The sequence below is a fragment of the Halomonas sp. S3-1-1 genome (assembly GCF_023757625.1).
Lineage (GTDB): Bacteria > Pseudomonadota > Gammaproteobacteria > Pseudomonadales > Halomonadaceae > Vreelandella.
Genome location: NZ_JALGBZ010000005.1, coordinates 167,553 through 182,191 on the forward strand (window position 1 = coordinate 167,553; position 14,639 = coordinate 182,191).

Consider the following 14,639-nt stretch of genomic DNA (forward strand, 5'->3'; position numbering starts at 1 on the left):
GGCTCGGCATGAAATCCTTGAGCTTTCGCCAATCCGGCAGCGCGCGTGTGCTGCCGGGTTTTGGTTTGTCCATGGGTATCAGCGTGCTGTTCATTTCGCTGGTGCTGCTTTTGCCCATTACCGGGCTGTTTGGCCAGTTGGCGGGGTTGAGCCTCGCTGAGTACTGGTCGATCGTCACGGAAGGCCGGGTGGTGGCAAGCTACGCGGTCACCCTGGGCGCGGCGGCGGTGGCGGCACTGATCAACGCGGCGTTCGGGCTGCTGTTGGCCTGGGTGCTGGTGCGCTACGAGTTTCCCGGCAAGCAGCTGTTGGACGCGCTGATGGATCTGCCCTTTGCGCTGCCCACGGCGGTTGCCGGCATTACGCTGGCCACGCTCTACGCCAGTAACGGCTGGATGGGTCGGCTGCTCGAGCCCCTTGGGTTTCAGGTGGCCTACACCTGGGTGGGCATCGCGCTTGCGATGGCGTTTACCAGCATCCCCTTCGTGGTGCGCACGGTGCAGCCGGTGTTGGAGGATCTGCCCGCGGAGATCGACGAGGCGGCGATGTCGCTTGGCGCTACCGACGGCGTCGCGTTTCGCCGGGTGATCATGCCGCACCTGTGGCCGGCGCTGGTCACCGGCACCGGGCTCGCCTTCGTGCGCTCGCTCGGCGAGTTCGGGGCGATCATTTTCATCGCCGGGAACATGCCTTATGAAACCGAAATCACCGCGCTGATGATCTTCGTGCGCCTGCAGGAGTACGACTACGCCGGCGCCTCGGCGATCGCATCAGTAGTGCTGTTCACCTCGCTTGCGCTTTTGCTCGCGATCAACGTATGGCAGGGGCGCTTCGTTCGCCGCCTGCACGGAGGAAATAGCTGATGCGTCGCGTGGGAGACGCCCCGGCCGTACGAGGTCTGTTGATCCTTGCCGCGGTACTGCTGTCGGCGCTTTTTTTGCTGCTGCCGCTGGTCGCCATTTTCGCCCAGGCGCTTTCCAGCGGCGTGATGGTGTTCTGGGAAAACGTCAGCAACGTCTATACCCTGCACGCCATTGGGCTGACGCTTCTGATCGCGCTGATGACCATTCCGGTGTGCCTGGTATTCGGCGTCGCGCTTGCCTGGCTGGTTACCCGGTTTCGCTTTCCCGGCCGGCGGATTCTGCAAACGCTGATCGACATTCCCTTTGCGGTATCGCCGGTGGTGGCGGGGCTCGTCTATCTGCTGCTCTACGGGCGCAACGGCTGGATCGGAAACTTTCTGGACGGCTACGATATCCAGCTGATGTTCGCCTGGCCGGGGATTTTGATGGTCACCATCTTCGTCACCTGCCCCTTCGTGGCCCGCGAGCTGATTCCGCTGATGCAGGCTCAGGGCACTCGCGAAGAGGAAGCGGCGGTGACCCTCGGCGCCTCGGGCTGGACCGTCTTTCGCCGCGTCACGCTGCCCAACATCAAGTGGGCGCTGTTGTACGGCGTCATTTTGACCAACGCCCGGGCAGTAGGTGAGTTCGGCGCGGTGTCGGTGGTGTCCGGGGCGATTCGCGGCCAGACCAACACACTGCCGCTGCATCTGGAACAGCTTTACCAGGATTACAACGCGGTCGGGGCGTTTTCGAGCGCGGCGCTGCTGGCGCTGATTGCGCTTTTGACGCTGGCGACCAAGGCCGCCCTTCAGCGGCGCGCCACCCGCCGGGAGGCCATTTTATGAGTATCGAGCTACACCATATCGCCAAGCACTTCGGCGCCACTCAGGCGCTCGAGCCGATCGACTTGAACATTCACGACGGCGAGCTGGTGGGTCTTCTGGGGCCGTCAGGCTCCGGCAAGACCACGCTTTTGCGCATCATCGCGGGGCTCGAAAGCGCCGACCGCTCGCCCACTCCGGGTAAAATCCTGTTCGGCGAGCGCGACGTGACCCACGTTCACGTGCGCGACCGGCGCATTGGCTTCGTCTTTCAGCACTACGCGCTGTTTCGCCACATGAGCGTGTTCGACAACGTCGCCTTTGGCCTTACCGTGATGCCGCGCAAGGATCGTCCGTCCAAAGGCGAGATTCGCGCGCGGGTCTTTCGGCTTCTGGAAATGGTCAAGCTCGAGCACTTCGCCAACCGCCTACCCGCCCAGCTCTCCGGCGGCCAGCAGCAGCGGGTGTCGCTGGCACGGGCACTGGCAGTCCAGCCCGATGTACTGCTGTTGGATGAGCCCTTCGGGGCGCTGGATGCCAAGGTGCGTCAGGACCTTCGCCGGTGGCTGCGCCGCCTGCATGAAGAGCTCGGCTTCACCAGCGTATTCGTCACCCACGACCAGGAGGAGGCGCTGGAGCTTTCCGACCGCGTGGTGGTAATGAGTAACGGCCGCATCGAGCAGGTCGATACGCCCGAGGCACTCTATCGGGCGCCGAAAAACCGCTTCGTTTTCGAGTTTCTCGGCGACGTCAACCATCTGGAGGGCCGCGTCAAAAACGGCGTACTCACCTGCGGCGACGCCCAGCTCAAGGTCGATCTACCGGACGGCGACGAGGAGCTGCTGCTGCGCCCCCACGAGGTGCGCCTGGCGGAAACGTTCGAACCCGGCGTTCACCTACCGATGACGATCACCGCGTTTTCGCTGGTCGGCGCCGAGGTGCGCGTGGAGCTCGAAGCCGACTGGCTCGGCGCGCCCTGGCTTGCCACGGTGCGCCACTCGGATTTCGAGCGTCTGAAGATTCATCGCGGACAGCGCCTTTACGCCCATCCAAGGCGCTGGCACCGCTTCAAGGACGAGGTGGTGAAGGCGAGCCAGCCCCACTAAACGAACGCGCCGCTGACGAGCGGCGCGTTCGCGTTTATCCAGCGCGCAGCTGGCGAAAGGTCAGGTTCACCCGCGCATCGGTACACCGTTTGGTTTTGGGCAGGCTGTGCCACCAGTGGGTCTGGGTCGCGCCCTGCATGATCAGAAGGCTGCCGTGCTCAAGCAATATAGAGATACGCTCGCCGCTCGCCTTGTGCTTGAACGAAAAACGCCGCTCGCCACCGAGCGTCAGCGAGGCGATAACGCTTTGCTCGGCAAGCTCGCGCTCGTCGTCGCTGTGCCAGCCCATGCCCTCCTCGCCGCTGTGGTACAGGTTGCACAAGCAGGAATTAAAGCGCGCACTACTTGCCCTCTCTACCCGCTCTTTCAGCCCCTGCAACAGCGCCGGCCAAACCTGTGCCCGTTTGGTCTGGCCCGAATAGGTGTAGGTGGCCGGCGCGTCGGCGTACCAGGCGACCTTGCGCCGGGTGGTGATGTCACGGCCGAACATCACCACCCGCTCGTTGGCCCAGTCGAGCTCCAAAAGACAGCGCGTAAAATACGCGCTCGCCTCGCACTCATCGAGCACCGGGCCAAGGTAGAACGCCTCGCCGTCACGGGGCAGCAGATTGGCCGGCGGCGGCGGGTCGAAAAGCGCCTCTTGCTCCATGAAAAATCTCCAGAAACGTGGCCTTGGGTTTGCATGTACCCGACGCGCGAGCGCAGGCTATACTGGCCTTTTTAACCATTGCGGAGAAACACCATGCTTCGGCGTCATTTTCTAACGCTCACCACGGCGCTTGTCGCAGGCGCCTGGCTTACCGGCTGCGCCAGCCCTCAATACCTTCAGCTAAGTCCGGAGCGCACCGCCGAGGTGCCCAAGGCGGGCTCGGGGCAGCAGGTTAGCGTTGCGGCGGTCGATGCCCGTGAAAGCGAAGTGATCGGCACCCGCGCCGGCGGCAGCATGTCCACCGCCCAGATCACGGTCAACAGCCACGAACTGGTGCCAAGGCTTCAGGCGGAAGCCGAGCGCGCGGTGCGCGAAATGGGCTTCAACCCGACCAGCAGCCCGGTGCAAAACGCCCCGAGCCTGACCCTGGAGCTAGCAAGCCTGCACTACGGCCAGGGCGACAGCGGACAGCCCTTGGTCGACGAGGCGCGCATCGAGGCAGTTTTTCGCGCCATCGCGCAAAACCGCGGCACCACCTACACCGGCACCTATACCTCACGGCGCACCCAGGGCTACGCCATCAAGCCCGGTGAAGCGACCAACACGCGCATGATCAACGATTTGCTCAGCGACGGCATGAACCGCGCGTTCAGCGACCCGGAGCTTGCAAGGCTTCTGGCCCGCTAACCGCGCTGCTACCTGAAGGCGCGGGTCACGCTGGCCCGCGCCGCTTGAGCGCCCATACCTGCTCGCTGACGCCGCGCACATCGCCGTCACTCTGCTCCAGCAGCGTGAGCGCAAAGTTGGGCGACAAAAGCCGTCGAACTTCCTCTTCGGCCACGCTGTAGGGCGGGCCCCCTTCACCGTTTTCGTGGGTCACGCTGATCAAGAGCCCCGCCGCTCCGGGCGGCAGAAGCTGCGCCAAATGAAACGCGTAGCGCGCCCTGGTGGCTGGGGGCAGCGCGATCAGCGCGGCGCGGTCGTAAAACGCGTCAAGCTGCGAGGCTTGGCGGCGGGTGAGATGGAAAAAATCGCCGCACCAGAGCTCGACACTGGCCTGGCGGGCGATCTCGAACCCCGCTTGGCGGTAGCGCGACACCCCGAGCGGGCGCTGCGCTAAAAACTGCGTCACCGCTTCCGGGGCGAGTTCGATGCCGAGTACCGCATGGCCGCGCTCGGCAAGCCAGCGCATGTCCAGGCTTTTACCGCACAGAGGTACCAGTACCCTGGCGTTTTGGGCGACGTTCAAATCCGGCCAGTGTCGAACAAGCGCCAGGTGGGTCGTCGATTGATGAAAGCCAATGCGCCCTTCTTGCCAGCGTTTGCGCCACGCGTTCTCCATCGCTACCTCTTGGCTGGGCGCTTAGAACCAGCGGTCGCGTTTTTTACGCCGGCGCGGCAGGTGCGGCACGATCAGCCCAACCAAAAGCCCGGCCCCGGCCACACCGCCGCCGTACATGAAGTAGCGCATCAAAAGATCCTCTTCCTGGGTATCCAGGCGGGCCTCGAGCGCGCGCACCTGCTGACGAGACTGATCGGTGACGCTTTCAAGCTCCTGGTTGCGCGCCTCAAGCTCGGTAATGCGCTGCTCGCGTATCTCGAGCGTTTCGCGCATCGAGGAGACGCGCTCCTCCCACGTATCGTTGATACCGTCGAGTTCCTGGGTAAGTTCATCGACCTGATCTTCGAGTTCGGGCAACTGTTCGCGGGCGCTCTGGGTTTGCTGCAACTCGTCGCTGAGTACCCATACGGCGTCGCCACCGCTGCCGCGTACGCGGGTGTAGTCGCCGCTCTCTTCGAGCACTTCGACCTCTTCGCCGGCGTTGAGCGTGCCCACGATGCGGTAACCGTCGGTGGGGCCGCTGCGCACGAAAGTGCTGAGCTCTTCGCTGACCCAGGCCTGACTATCGCTTTGAGCGAGGGCCTGTGAGCTTGCCGCACCCATCAATAAACCGGCACTCGCCAAACAACCCATGAAAAGAGACTTTTTTACTTGCATGACTAACATCCTGATCAAAAAACACGTACGTCGGGCATCGTTGCTCAAAGGCGCGCCCGTACGCTTACCTTTCTCCGCGAGGTGGCAGCGGGAAGGGACGAGTAAATTCCGCGACGCGGCTATCGCTTTTGACGACTTTCAGCGGGCCTTCACGCTCGACCTCGTCGATCCGCACGATGGCGTTAAGCGGCAGATAGCTTCGCTTAACGCCCTCGAAGGTGCGCTGCAGTTTTTCCGCACCGGGGTCGACCACCACCCGCGAAACATCGTCAAAGACAAACTCCTCGACTTCAATAAAGCCCCAGAGTTCGCTTTGAAAGATCTCTCTGACGTATAAATCCCACACTTCACCCTGCTGGTGAACCACTACCCGATAGATTGGCTTGGGCGCCATTCTGGCGTCGTCCTCTTGGCGTTTGAAGGTCAAAAATTCGATCCTAGACTATCATAACTCTGGGCCTGCCCTTTACTGCCGCGTGCACGTTTTATGCGTTACTGCCCATTTTCAGGGTGGCGGCTCGGGTATTTATTGGGTGACCGAGGGTGTATGGTGGCGTTAATGCAGGCGGTTTTTTCCCCACAGGAGTTACCAGCATGGAAAAGGATTCGAGCAAGGGGTATATCGCCCTACTGGGTTGGAGCCTGAACGCCATCGAAGCGGCGGAGAAGTTCGACCGCCGCTACATCGTGGTCGCCCCGGACTGGGCCGAAGAGTATTGCCAGCAGCACAACATCCCCCACGTGGCGTGGAACTTCGAGCGGCTGAACGACCGCTCGCTCGAAATTGCCGAAACCCTGAAAGAGAAAGGCGTCGACGTCGCCATCCCGCTGTTCGAAGAGACCGTGGAGTGGGCCGGCGCGATCAATTCGCTGCTGCTCGACAACCCGCGCCTTTATGGCCAGTCGCTTCTGCTACGCGATAAAGCCTTGATGAAGCGCCGGGCACAGCTGGGTGGCATTCGCGTGGGCATTTTCGAAGAGGCCCACGACAAGGAAGACGTCATCCGCTTTTTGAAGCGCGTCAACCAAACCCTGTTGAAGCTCGACGGTGACCCCAACGACCCGATTCACCTCAAGGCTTTCGACAAGGCGGGCTGTCTTGGTCACCGTGTGATTCGCACCCCGGATGAAATCGATTCGATTCCGGAAGAGGAGTTCCCGGTATTGATGGAGTCGCACTTGGACGGCTGGGAGTTCGCCGTCGAGGCGTGGATTCATAACGGCAAGATCGCGTTTTTGAACATCTCCGAGTACGTGACCTTGGGCTACTCGGTGTTCGTACCCGCCTCACCTGAGCTTGAGAAATACCGCGAACAGATCACCCAACAGATCGAGAAGCTCATCAAGACCTTCGACATCGAGTTCGGCTTGATCCACCCGGAGTACTTCGTCACCAGCGACGGCGAGATGTACTTTGGCGAAGTCGCCTATCGCCCGCCGGGCTTCAAGGTGTTCGAACTGCTCGAGCGGGTCTACGGCTTCAACGCCTACCAGGCCTCGATGCTGGTATTCGATCCCAAAACCACACCGGAAGAAGTCGCCGAATTCTTTCCCAAGGAAGTGTTCGATGCCGACGGCTTCGCCGGCTGCTTCGGCGTTTACCCCCGCCGGCGCGTAGTTAGCCGCCTGGAGATTCCGGAAGAGACCGAGGACCACCCCTACTTCGAGTCACACGAGCTTACCTCGCCGGTCGAGGAAACGGTCACCAAGCGCACCGCTTTCGGCACCCACTGGGGTCTTATTTACTTTCGCGGCGACGACGCCCACACGCTTCGCGATCTGCTGAAACATCAGGAAGACCTCGACTTCTATGTATAATCCCCGCGACTGCAGGGAAAAGGAGTCGCTGTGACGACCACCGATGATCAAACCCCGTCCCCTCAGCTGAGGGGACTTTTGGAAAAGCTGGACGACGCGCTTAAAAGGCTCGAGGACTCTCCCGACTTCGCCCGCCCCGACAAGCTCCCCCGCGTTCTGGATACCGCCCGGCGTGTACTGCTGCAACCAGGCGGCTGCCAAGCCTGCGAGGCGCGCGCCGCGGCGCTTGAATCCGCCGCCGTGTTCGAAGGCTCCGACTGGGAAACCCCGCAGTATCTCCAGCCCGCCCTGGCCGCCTTTTCGCTCACAAGTGCCAACGCCCACGCCCTGGTCATCGAGGCGCTCAGCGAGCTGCGTCTTCTGGCTGTGGCCAGGGGCGAGCTCGATCATCCGCTGATCACCCAGGAGCAGGCGCACCAGCACCTCACCCAGGTCATGGCGCTCAACCTGACGCTGCTGTTCGGCGCGCCGTCGGAAACCGAGCGTGAAACCCAGGGAAGACTGGCGGCGATTCCGCGCGCGCTTTTTCAGCACCTGGCCGAGCGAATCGGCTACGAGCACGTTATCGACCGGCTGATCGACGAAATCTGGCGCATTCTTCAGCAGCGCCCGGTGCAGGTCGACGGCATCAAGCAGATGATTACCCGCATCGCGCTGTGCCAGGCCGACCCATCGATCGATCTCGGCGCAAGCGGCCAGGGCGCCGACCGGCTGGTCAGTTCCCTGTTCGGCCCCACCCAGGCGTGCCGCGAGGATCCAGGCGTCGAGGTGTTTCAGACGCGGCTGGCCAGCATGGACAGCGCCGCGCTGCAGGCCGAAGCCACCGGCTTTGCTCGCGCCATGCACGACACCGGGCTGGTATCGCCCTACCACGCCGTGCTAATGCGCTTTTGTCTCGATGAAAGCGATTACCTGATCAGCGAAGCGCTGGGGCTCTCTTCCACCGGGCGGGACTGTCTGCTGTGCTACCGCGAGCTGGTCCACGCCCTGATTCGCGAAAGCGTCTATCCGGCGACCGCTCAGGCGGTGTACGGCCTTGCGCTGATGCTCGAGCGCGGCATTCTCTATCAGCCGCCGGTAGCCCCGGCAATGTGGCGCCAGCTCAATCTGGCGCTTTCGGCGCCGGCAAACGCGCGGCTGAGCGCGACCTACGGCGACGAGGCAAGCCCGCACGCGCGGCTCATGGAGGGCGTGCTTTGCCTTTTGGGGCTACCGCTGGGCGTGGGCCAGGGCAACAATCCGACCTGCCAGTCGGCACGGGCGCTTTCGATGTGGGCCTACAACGACCCGGACTACCTGCTGCAGATGGTGGCTTGGGCGACGCGAGACGATGAGATCATCATGCACTTCGAAGGCCAGCCGATCTCGTCCAGAGAGAGCGGCGCGGGCGTGGCCACCTCTATTCCCATGGACCTGGACCCGGTCTCACTGATCGTGGTGCCGCACCTGGATCGCATCTACGCCGAGATGGGGCGGCGCTGTATCGGGCGTGAAGGCGACCCGCACCGCTGGGTGAATCCGGAGTTTCACGGGTGGTGGTCCGGGCGCGGGTTTCGAATCAACGTCGATGTACAAAGCGGCCGGCTTGTCGAGGTCGAACGCTTCATTCGCCACTTCTACGCCAGCTACCATCCGTTCTACAACGGCAACCAGCCGCTGATTCACCCTCAGCCCGCGGGCATTGCCGTCACCGACAGCGCCGGGCGCTTCGTGGGCTGGCACGCCATCACCATTCTGCGCGCCTCGCTCGACCCCACGGACACCATGCGCGTCTACTTCTTCAACCCCAACAATGACAGCGGCCAGGACTGGGGCGACGGCGTGCGCGTGAGCACCGCCGGGTTTGGCGAGCGCTTTGGCGAGGCCTCGCTGCCGTTCGAGCAGTTCGTCTCGCGCCTTTATATCTATCACCACGATCCGCTGGAGCGCGGCGAGCCGGCCACGGTCTCAAAGGACGCACTCGAGCGGGTCACGGGCTACCTGCACCGAAGCTGGGGCGAGGCGCGCCTGCCTGAACTTGAACGCTAAAAGCCACTCATCCAACCGCTAGTGAACCGTTTACTACCCCCGATATGATGCGACTCGACCAGCTGCTGGCGACCCTGGGCCTCGCCAGCTCCCGCACCCGCGCCCAGCGCCTGATCAAAAACGGCCGGGTTCGCCTTGAAGACGGCACCCCGCTGACCCGCGCCTCCCAACCCTGGCCGCCCGAGACGCGCTTTGTCATCGACGACGACCCGGAAGAGCGCTACGTCTCCCGGGCCGGGCTCAAGCTCGAAGGCGTGCTCAAAACGCTTGAGCTGCGCCTGAACGACCTTGGGGTACTCGATATCGGCCAGTCCACCGGCGGCTTCACCGACTGCGCCCTGCGCTTTGGTGCGCGCCACGTGATCGGCGTGGAGGTCGGCCACGGCCAGCTCGACCCGGCGCTTCGCGCGAATGCGCGGGTGCGCTGTCTGGAAGGATTGAACGCCCGAGCGATGAGCACCTCGCAAGCGCTTCTGGAGGCGCTGTCAGAGCGGCCGATCAGCGTCGCGGTCATGGACGTCTCGTTCATCTCGCAAACGCTGATCATCCCGGAGATTGCGGCGCTGCTGCCGCCAAAAGGCCGGCTGTTGTCGCTGGTGAAGCCCCAGTTCGAGCTCGACCCCGGGGCGCTCGACAAGCGCGGCGTGGTGCAGAACGCAAGGCGTTTTGCCGAGGTCGAACGGCGTATTCGCCGGTGCTGCGAAGAAAGCGGCCTTGCGATCAGCCACTGGCAGGAGAGCCCGATCACCGGCGGCGACGGCAATCGGGAGTTTTTGCTGTTGGCGAGCAAGGCTTAATCGAGCAGGACCTGAACGAGCAAGCCCCTGGCGGATAAAACGCGCGCTAGCCCGTCGAAGGCGGCAGCGCATTGGCCGACTGCACCTTGACCGCCTCGTTTTCGTCGCGATGCAGCCACACGTCCATCTGCTCGAAAGCGACCCGAATGCCCGCCTCGCGAAACAGCGCGTCGACCCGGCAGTTCACTTCGTCGGCGGCAAAAAGCCGGTCGAGCAGGTCGTTGACGAAGATGCGCAGCTCGAAATTCAGGCTGTGCGGCCCGTAGCTTACGCAGAATACCTGAGGCTCCGGGTCGGTCAGAATGCGCGCGTTTTCATCGGCGGCCTGGCGTAAAAGCGTGTGAACTAGGGCCAGGTCCGAGCCGTGGGAGACGCCATAGGTCAACACGACCCGCGTGACGTTATCGGAAAGCGACCAGTTGATGAGCTGGTCGGTCACGAAGGTCTTATTGGGAATGATGATCTCCTTGCGATCGAAATCCGTGACCGTCGTGGCGCGAATTCGAATTCGGCTGACGGTGCCGTGCAGGTTCCCAAGCGTGATGGTGTCGCCGATGCGGATCGGGCGCTCGAACAAAATGATCAACCCCGAAATGAAGTTGGCGAAGATCTCCTGTAGCCCGAAGCCGAGCCCGACACTGAGCGCGGCCACCAGCCACTGCAGCTTGTCCCAGGAGACGCCCAGAGTGGCCAGCGCCATGACCACGCCGGTGCCGACGATGGTGTAGGAGAGAAGCGAGGTGATCGCGTAGGCGCTGCCCTGCTTGAGCGAAAGCCTGGAGAGCACCATTACCTCCAAAAGCCCAGGCAGGTTACTCGCCATGATGAAGGTCACCGCCACTACGAAGAGCGCGGTGAACAGATCGGCGATCGACAGCGTATTGCCGACGATATCACCCTCTTCGGCGTCCCACAGCGACACCTGATCCAGATAGCCCAGCACCGACAAAAGATCCGACCACACCAGGTACAAAAGCGTCATGAAGCCGATCAACAAAATCAGCTTGGACAAGCGCAGCGACTGGCTGTTGATCTGGTGCATGTCCAGCGGCGGCTCCTCGACCACCTCGAGCCCCCCCTCAGCGCCCTCCTGCACCTGGGCGCGGCGGCGCGCCAGCGCCCGGCGGTAGGCAAGCCGGCGGGCCGCCACGGCCAAACTTCGCACCACGGTGGCTTCGACGATGATCCAGAGCCCGAGAATGTAGATCGTCATGGCAAAGCGCCCGACCAGGCGAAGCGCGGTGTACTCGAACCCCCAAGCCACCAGGCTGAACAGCACCAGTGGCACCGCGGCGATGGAAAGCCCCAGCAGCAGCCGGAAAAGGCGCACGCCGAAAAACGGCACGTGGGCAAGAATCAGCTGAGCCAGCCACCAGCTCATCGCCGCCAGCGCGACGAACAGCAGCGAAAGCGCGATGGGGCGCTGGATCAGCGGCGTCTGCATCGGCTCGGAGATCGTCGCGATCACCAGCACCAGCGACAGCATCAGCCCAAGCCCGCCCAAGAGCCGGCGAAGCCGAGCGCTGTAGCCCGCCGACCAGGTGAAGTGGCGCTCAGCCACTCCATCTGGCACCAAAAGCCTTCTCCCCCAAGCGATCGCCCCCCAGCTCAGCGCCAGCTGCAAAAACGCCATCGACAGGCTTTGAAGCGCCGTACCCTCGGTGGTTTTGAGTCCCAAACCGACGCCGGCGAGCACCAGCGGGCCGGGAATGGCGAGCAGCGCGTTGAGCAACACCGCCTTGGGCGTATGGCCCTGGGTGTCGCTTTTGAGCCGGCCGATCTGCGAGTGAAGAAGCGCCAGCCGCGCCTTGATGCGCGCTCTCAGCGAGATCAAAAGCAGGCTGATCAGCATCAGCGGCGCGCCGCTGAACACCTGCCACGAAAGCCCCTGCCAGCGGGTGGGCAAAAGGTTTCGCCACTCGCCTTCACGCCACTCGATACGCAGGTTTTGCGGCAGTTGGCGTAGCCAGGCGAGATCCAGCGGGCGGCTGCTCGCAACCCAGAAAAGCTGCTCATCAATGGTCGAGCGCAGCGTGCGCGAGATTTCCAACAGCTGCTGCTGGTTGAGCTGGAGCTCGATGGCCGCGCTCAAAAGCTCACCGTAGGCCTGTTCGAGCTGCTCGACGAGCTCGCGCCGGGACTGGTAGAGCCTTGAAAGAGAATCGATGAGCCCGGCGGTGACGTCGACCCCGGCCTCCTCCAAACGCTGATTGGCCAGCCGCTCCCCCTGTCTGAGCTGGTCGCGCTGGCGCACTAGGTCGAACTGCTTAAGGCGCAGGTCGGCGATTTCGTCCTGTAGATCGCGCCGGGGGGCGATGCTGGGCAGCGACTGGCGCTGCTCGACCAGAATGCGCGAAAGCAGCTGGCTGCCGCGAATGGCGTCGAGCTGCTCGTTGAGGCTTCGCTGGAGCTGGCGCACGTGATCGAGCTGGCGCTGCGCCTCGATGTTTTCACGCACGATGCCGTTGGCGCGGTCGGTGGCTCTTAAAAGCTCGAGACTCAAGGTCTGGTTGATCTGCTGTGCGCGCAGCACCACCGGGTGCCCTTCGGCCACCAGCGGGTCCTCGCGGGCGGCATCGGCGATCGCCTGTTCCGAGGCGAGCCGGCGCTGGCGGTCGATAACGCCCTGGAGCAGATTGAGCTGCTGCTCCTTCTCATCGATCTGCATCGACAACAGATCACGGCGGCGCTGGGCCAGCTCACGCAGGCGGCTGTTGGCGCTGAGTTCGCGCTGGTTGAGGCTGATTTCGCGCTCGGCCAGCGCCCGGCCCAGGCGAAGCTGAATCAGCTCGGCATCGCTTTGCGCCGAGAGCTGGCGGTCGTCGAGCAGCGCCTCGCGCTGGTCGAGGTCGCGGCGCAGGCGTTCGCTTCGCTGCAGCGCATCGGAAATGGCCTGCTGAGCGCGCTCGGGCAGGGTCTGGGCGGCCAGCAGCTGGGAGTTAGCGTCGGCAAGCTGCGCCTGAAGCTGCTGCAGTGCGGCCACGGCGTCGGCCTGGCGGCTTTCCAGCCGCGGTAGCGCCATGTCGCTCAGGTCTTCGGCGCTGAGCGCCTGACGCGCCTGCTCGGCCTCGTCGAGCTCGCGCTCCAGACGCGCAAGCGTCGAGGGCGCATCGTCGGTGCGCCGCTCGAGGGTGGCCAAACGCTCCTCCATCGCCTCGAGGCGCTCATAAGCGTCCAGCGCGGCTTGCAGCGACTGAAGATCGCTTGCCTGCTGAGTGCTTAACTCCCCCTCCGTCGCCTCGAGCTGGTCAATACGTTCGCTGAGTTCTTCCTTCGGCGGAACGCCTTCGACCTCGACCGCCCAGGCGCTGGTACCCAAGGCAAGTAACAGCGCCATCAGCGCCAACCACCCTACCCATCTCCCTACCGCACGTTTCATCTCGTCGCGTCGCTCCGCTGACAGATCGCCCGCCATGGCGGGAAAGGGCGCCATTGTCCTGGGTAATGCGTACTTTCGCAATCATCGCTAGTTGACTTAAACGCCAAGGCTGTATAGAAAGCCCTGTTAACTCACTCCTTCACCTCGCGAGCCTCTTTCATGGTCAATAAACACCGGTTGTTTGCAGCACTTTTCGTGCTCGTTGGCGCCTCACCGCTCGCGCCGAGTGCTTGGGCGCAGCAGTCGCCTGACGAGATCGAGGCGCGCATTCGCGCGCTCAACGTCGAGCTCTATCAACTGCGCCAGCAGCTTCAACAGGTGGAGGCCCCCGAGGAACGCGCCGCCGGCATCGAGCCCGAGCAGCAGCCGGAAGAAGCCGCGCTGGAAGACTTGAGTGAGCGGCGCATGCTCGAGCAGGAGTCGACGCGCAACCCCTTTGCGATCACCACGCACCGGACCAACTATCTTTTCCCGGTCAGCTACAACGCCAACACGAACACACAGGACTTTCGTGAAATCACCGACGAGGGCGGCCCGGACAACGTCGAGGTCAAGTTTCAATTCAGCGCCAAGTTCAACTTGGTGCAAGACCTGTTTGGCGATGTAGGCGATATCTACTTTGGCTACACCCAAAGAAGCTGGTGGCAGGCGTATAACACCGAGGCCTCCTCCCCTTTCCGGGAAACTAACTACGAGCCGGAAATTTTCATCGACTTCGATAACGCCTGGACGGCACTTGGGTGGGTCAACACTCGCAACCGGATCTCGTTCAACCACCAGTCCAACGGCCGCTCGGACCCGCTTTCGCGTAGCTGGAACCGCTTCTACCTGGAGAGCACTTTCCAGCGCGGTGACTGGGCGCTGACGCTTGCTCCCCACTGGCGCGTACCGGAGTCGGAAAGCAGCGACGACAACCCGGATATCGAGCGCTTCATGGGTTACGGCGACATACGTTTGGCCAAGCGTTTGAACCATAATCACGAGATCGCCGGGCAGCTTCGCGGTAATCCATCGGCAGGCAACTACGGCACGCAAATCGACTACAGCTGGCCGGCGTTCACCAACCTACGCGCGCACCTGCAGTACTATTACGGGTACGGCGAGAGCATGATCGACTACGACAACCGGGTCCACCGGCTGAGCATCGGTTTTAGCCTGAACCCCATGTTTAGCGCCACCGGGCTCGACCGTTAGGCG

General features: G+C 63.1%; 13 protein-coding genes. 8 read left to right on the forward strand and 5 right to left on the reverse strand.

The window, feature by feature from the left end:
• Window positions 1-8 precede the first annotated feature (8 nt).
• From cysT to MQW23_RS15460, 3 genes are read left to right on the forward strand one after another with little or no spacing between them, the layout of a single operon-like run.
• Entirely contained in the window at window positions 9-863 is an 855-nt protein-coding gene (gene cysT, locus MQW23_RS15450) for a sulfate ABC transporter permease subunit CysT (protein WP_252109104.1), read from the forward strand.
• On the forward strand, window positions 863-1,690 hold the full coding sequence (gene cysW / locus MQW23_RS15455) for a sulfate ABC transporter permease subunit CysW (RefSeq protein WP_252109105.1): 828 nt from the start codon (window positions 863-865) through the stop codon (window positions 1,688-1,690). Before cysT ends, cysW begins: the two co-directional genes overlap by 1 nt.
• Window positions 1,687-2,772: a sulfate/molybdate ABC transporter ATP-binding protein gene (locus tag MQW23_RS15460; protein ID WP_252109106.1), complete on the forward strand. Its 1,086-nt coding sequence runs from the start codon at window positions 1,687-1,689 to the stop codon at window positions 2,770-2,772. Before cysW ends, MQW23_RS15460 begins: the two co-directional genes overlap by 4 nt.
• Before the next feature lie 34 nt (window positions 2,773-2,806).
• On the opposite strand, the gene MQW23_RS15465 is transcribed toward MQW23_RS15460, so the two are convergent.
• Window positions 2,807-3,421 (reverse strand): alpha-ketoglutarate-dependent dioxygenase AlkB family protein, encoded by a 615-nt coding sequence (locus MQW23_RS15465; RefSeq protein WP_252109107.1) that lies wholly within the window; start codon window positions 3,419-3,421, stop codon window positions 2,807-2,809.
• A gap of 93 nt (window positions 3,422-3,514) precedes the next feature.
• Between MQW23_RS15465 and MQW23_RS15470 the strand changes: the two genes are divergently transcribed.
• Window positions 3,515-4,108 carry a YajG family lipoprotein gene (locus MQW23_RS15470; RefSeq protein ID WP_252109108.1) on the forward strand — a complete coding sequence of 198 codons (594 nt, stop codon included), beginning with the start codon at window positions 3,515-3,517 and terminating at the stop codon, window positions 4,106-4,108.
• A gap of 25 nt (window positions 4,109-4,133) precedes the next feature.
• Here MQW23_RS15470 and MQW23_RS15475 read toward each other — a convergent pair whose 3' ends face one another.
• The 3 genes from MQW23_RS15475 to MQW23_RS15485 form a co-directional block, all read right to left on the reverse strand.
• Complete coding sequence (locus MQW23_RS15475; protein WP_252109109.1) at window positions 4,134-4,763, reverse strand: thiopurine S-methyltransferase; 630 nt, start codon at window positions 4,761-4,763, stop codon at window positions 4,134-4,136.
• A gap of 21 nt (window positions 4,764-4,784) precedes the next feature.
• The gene (locus MQW23_RS15480; RefSeq protein ID WP_252109110.1) at window positions 4,785-5,420 is read right to left on the reverse strand and encodes a TIGR04211 family SH3 domain-containing protein; all 636 of its coding nucleotides are present in this window, start codon (window positions 5,418-5,420) and stop codon (window positions 4,785-4,787) included.
• Between the two features lie 64 nt (window positions 5,421-5,484).
• Window positions 5,485-5,814, reverse strand: coding sequence for a DUF1820 family protein (locus tag MQW23_RS15485; protein WP_252109111.1), 330 nt, complete (start codon window positions 5,812-5,814; stop codon window positions 5,485-5,487).
• A 200-nt stretch (window positions 5,815-6,014) separates the two neighbouring features.
• Between MQW23_RS15485 and MQW23_RS15490 the strand changes: the two genes are divergently transcribed.
• From MQW23_RS15490 to MQW23_RS15500, 3 genes are read left to right on the forward strand one after another with little or no spacing between them, the layout of a single operon-like run.
• Complete coding sequence (locus tag MQW23_RS15490) at window positions 6,015-7,238, forward strand: ATP-grasp domain-containing protein (RefSeq protein WP_252109112.1); 1,224 nt, start codon at window positions 6,015-6,017, stop codon at window positions 7,236-7,238.
• Window positions 7,239-7,268: 30 nt separating this feature from the next.
• A complete protein-coding gene (locus MQW23_RS15495; protein ID WP_252109113.1) occupies window positions 7,269-9,266 on the forward strand; it encodes a hypothetical protein in 1,998 nt (665 codons plus the stop codon).
• Between the two features lie 44 nt (window positions 9,267-9,310).
• Complete coding sequence (locus tag MQW23_RS15500) at window positions 9,311-10,063, forward strand: TlyA family RNA methyltransferase (RefSeq protein ID WP_252109114.1); 753 nt, start codon at window positions 9,311-9,313, stop codon at window positions 10,061-10,063.
• A gap of 46 nt (window positions 10,064-10,109) precedes the next feature.
• Here MQW23_RS15500 and mscK read toward each other — a convergent pair whose 3' ends face one another.
• Window positions 10,110-13,400: a mechanosensitive channel MscK gene (gene mscK / locus MQW23_RS15505; protein ID WP_252109185.1), complete on the reverse strand. Its 3,291-nt coding sequence runs from the start codon at window positions 13,398-13,400 to the stop codon at window positions 10,110-10,112.
• Window positions 13,401-13,601: 201 nt separating this feature from the next.
• Here mscK and MQW23_RS15510 point away from each other — a divergent pair, with 201 nt between their 5' ends.
• Window positions 13,602-14,636 (forward strand): phospholipase A, encoded by a 1,035-nt coding sequence (locus MQW23_RS15510; protein ID WP_252109115.1) that lies wholly within the window; start codon window positions 13,602-13,604, stop codon window positions 14,634-14,636.
• The last annotated feature ends 3 nt before the right edge of the window (window positions 14,637-14,639 follow it).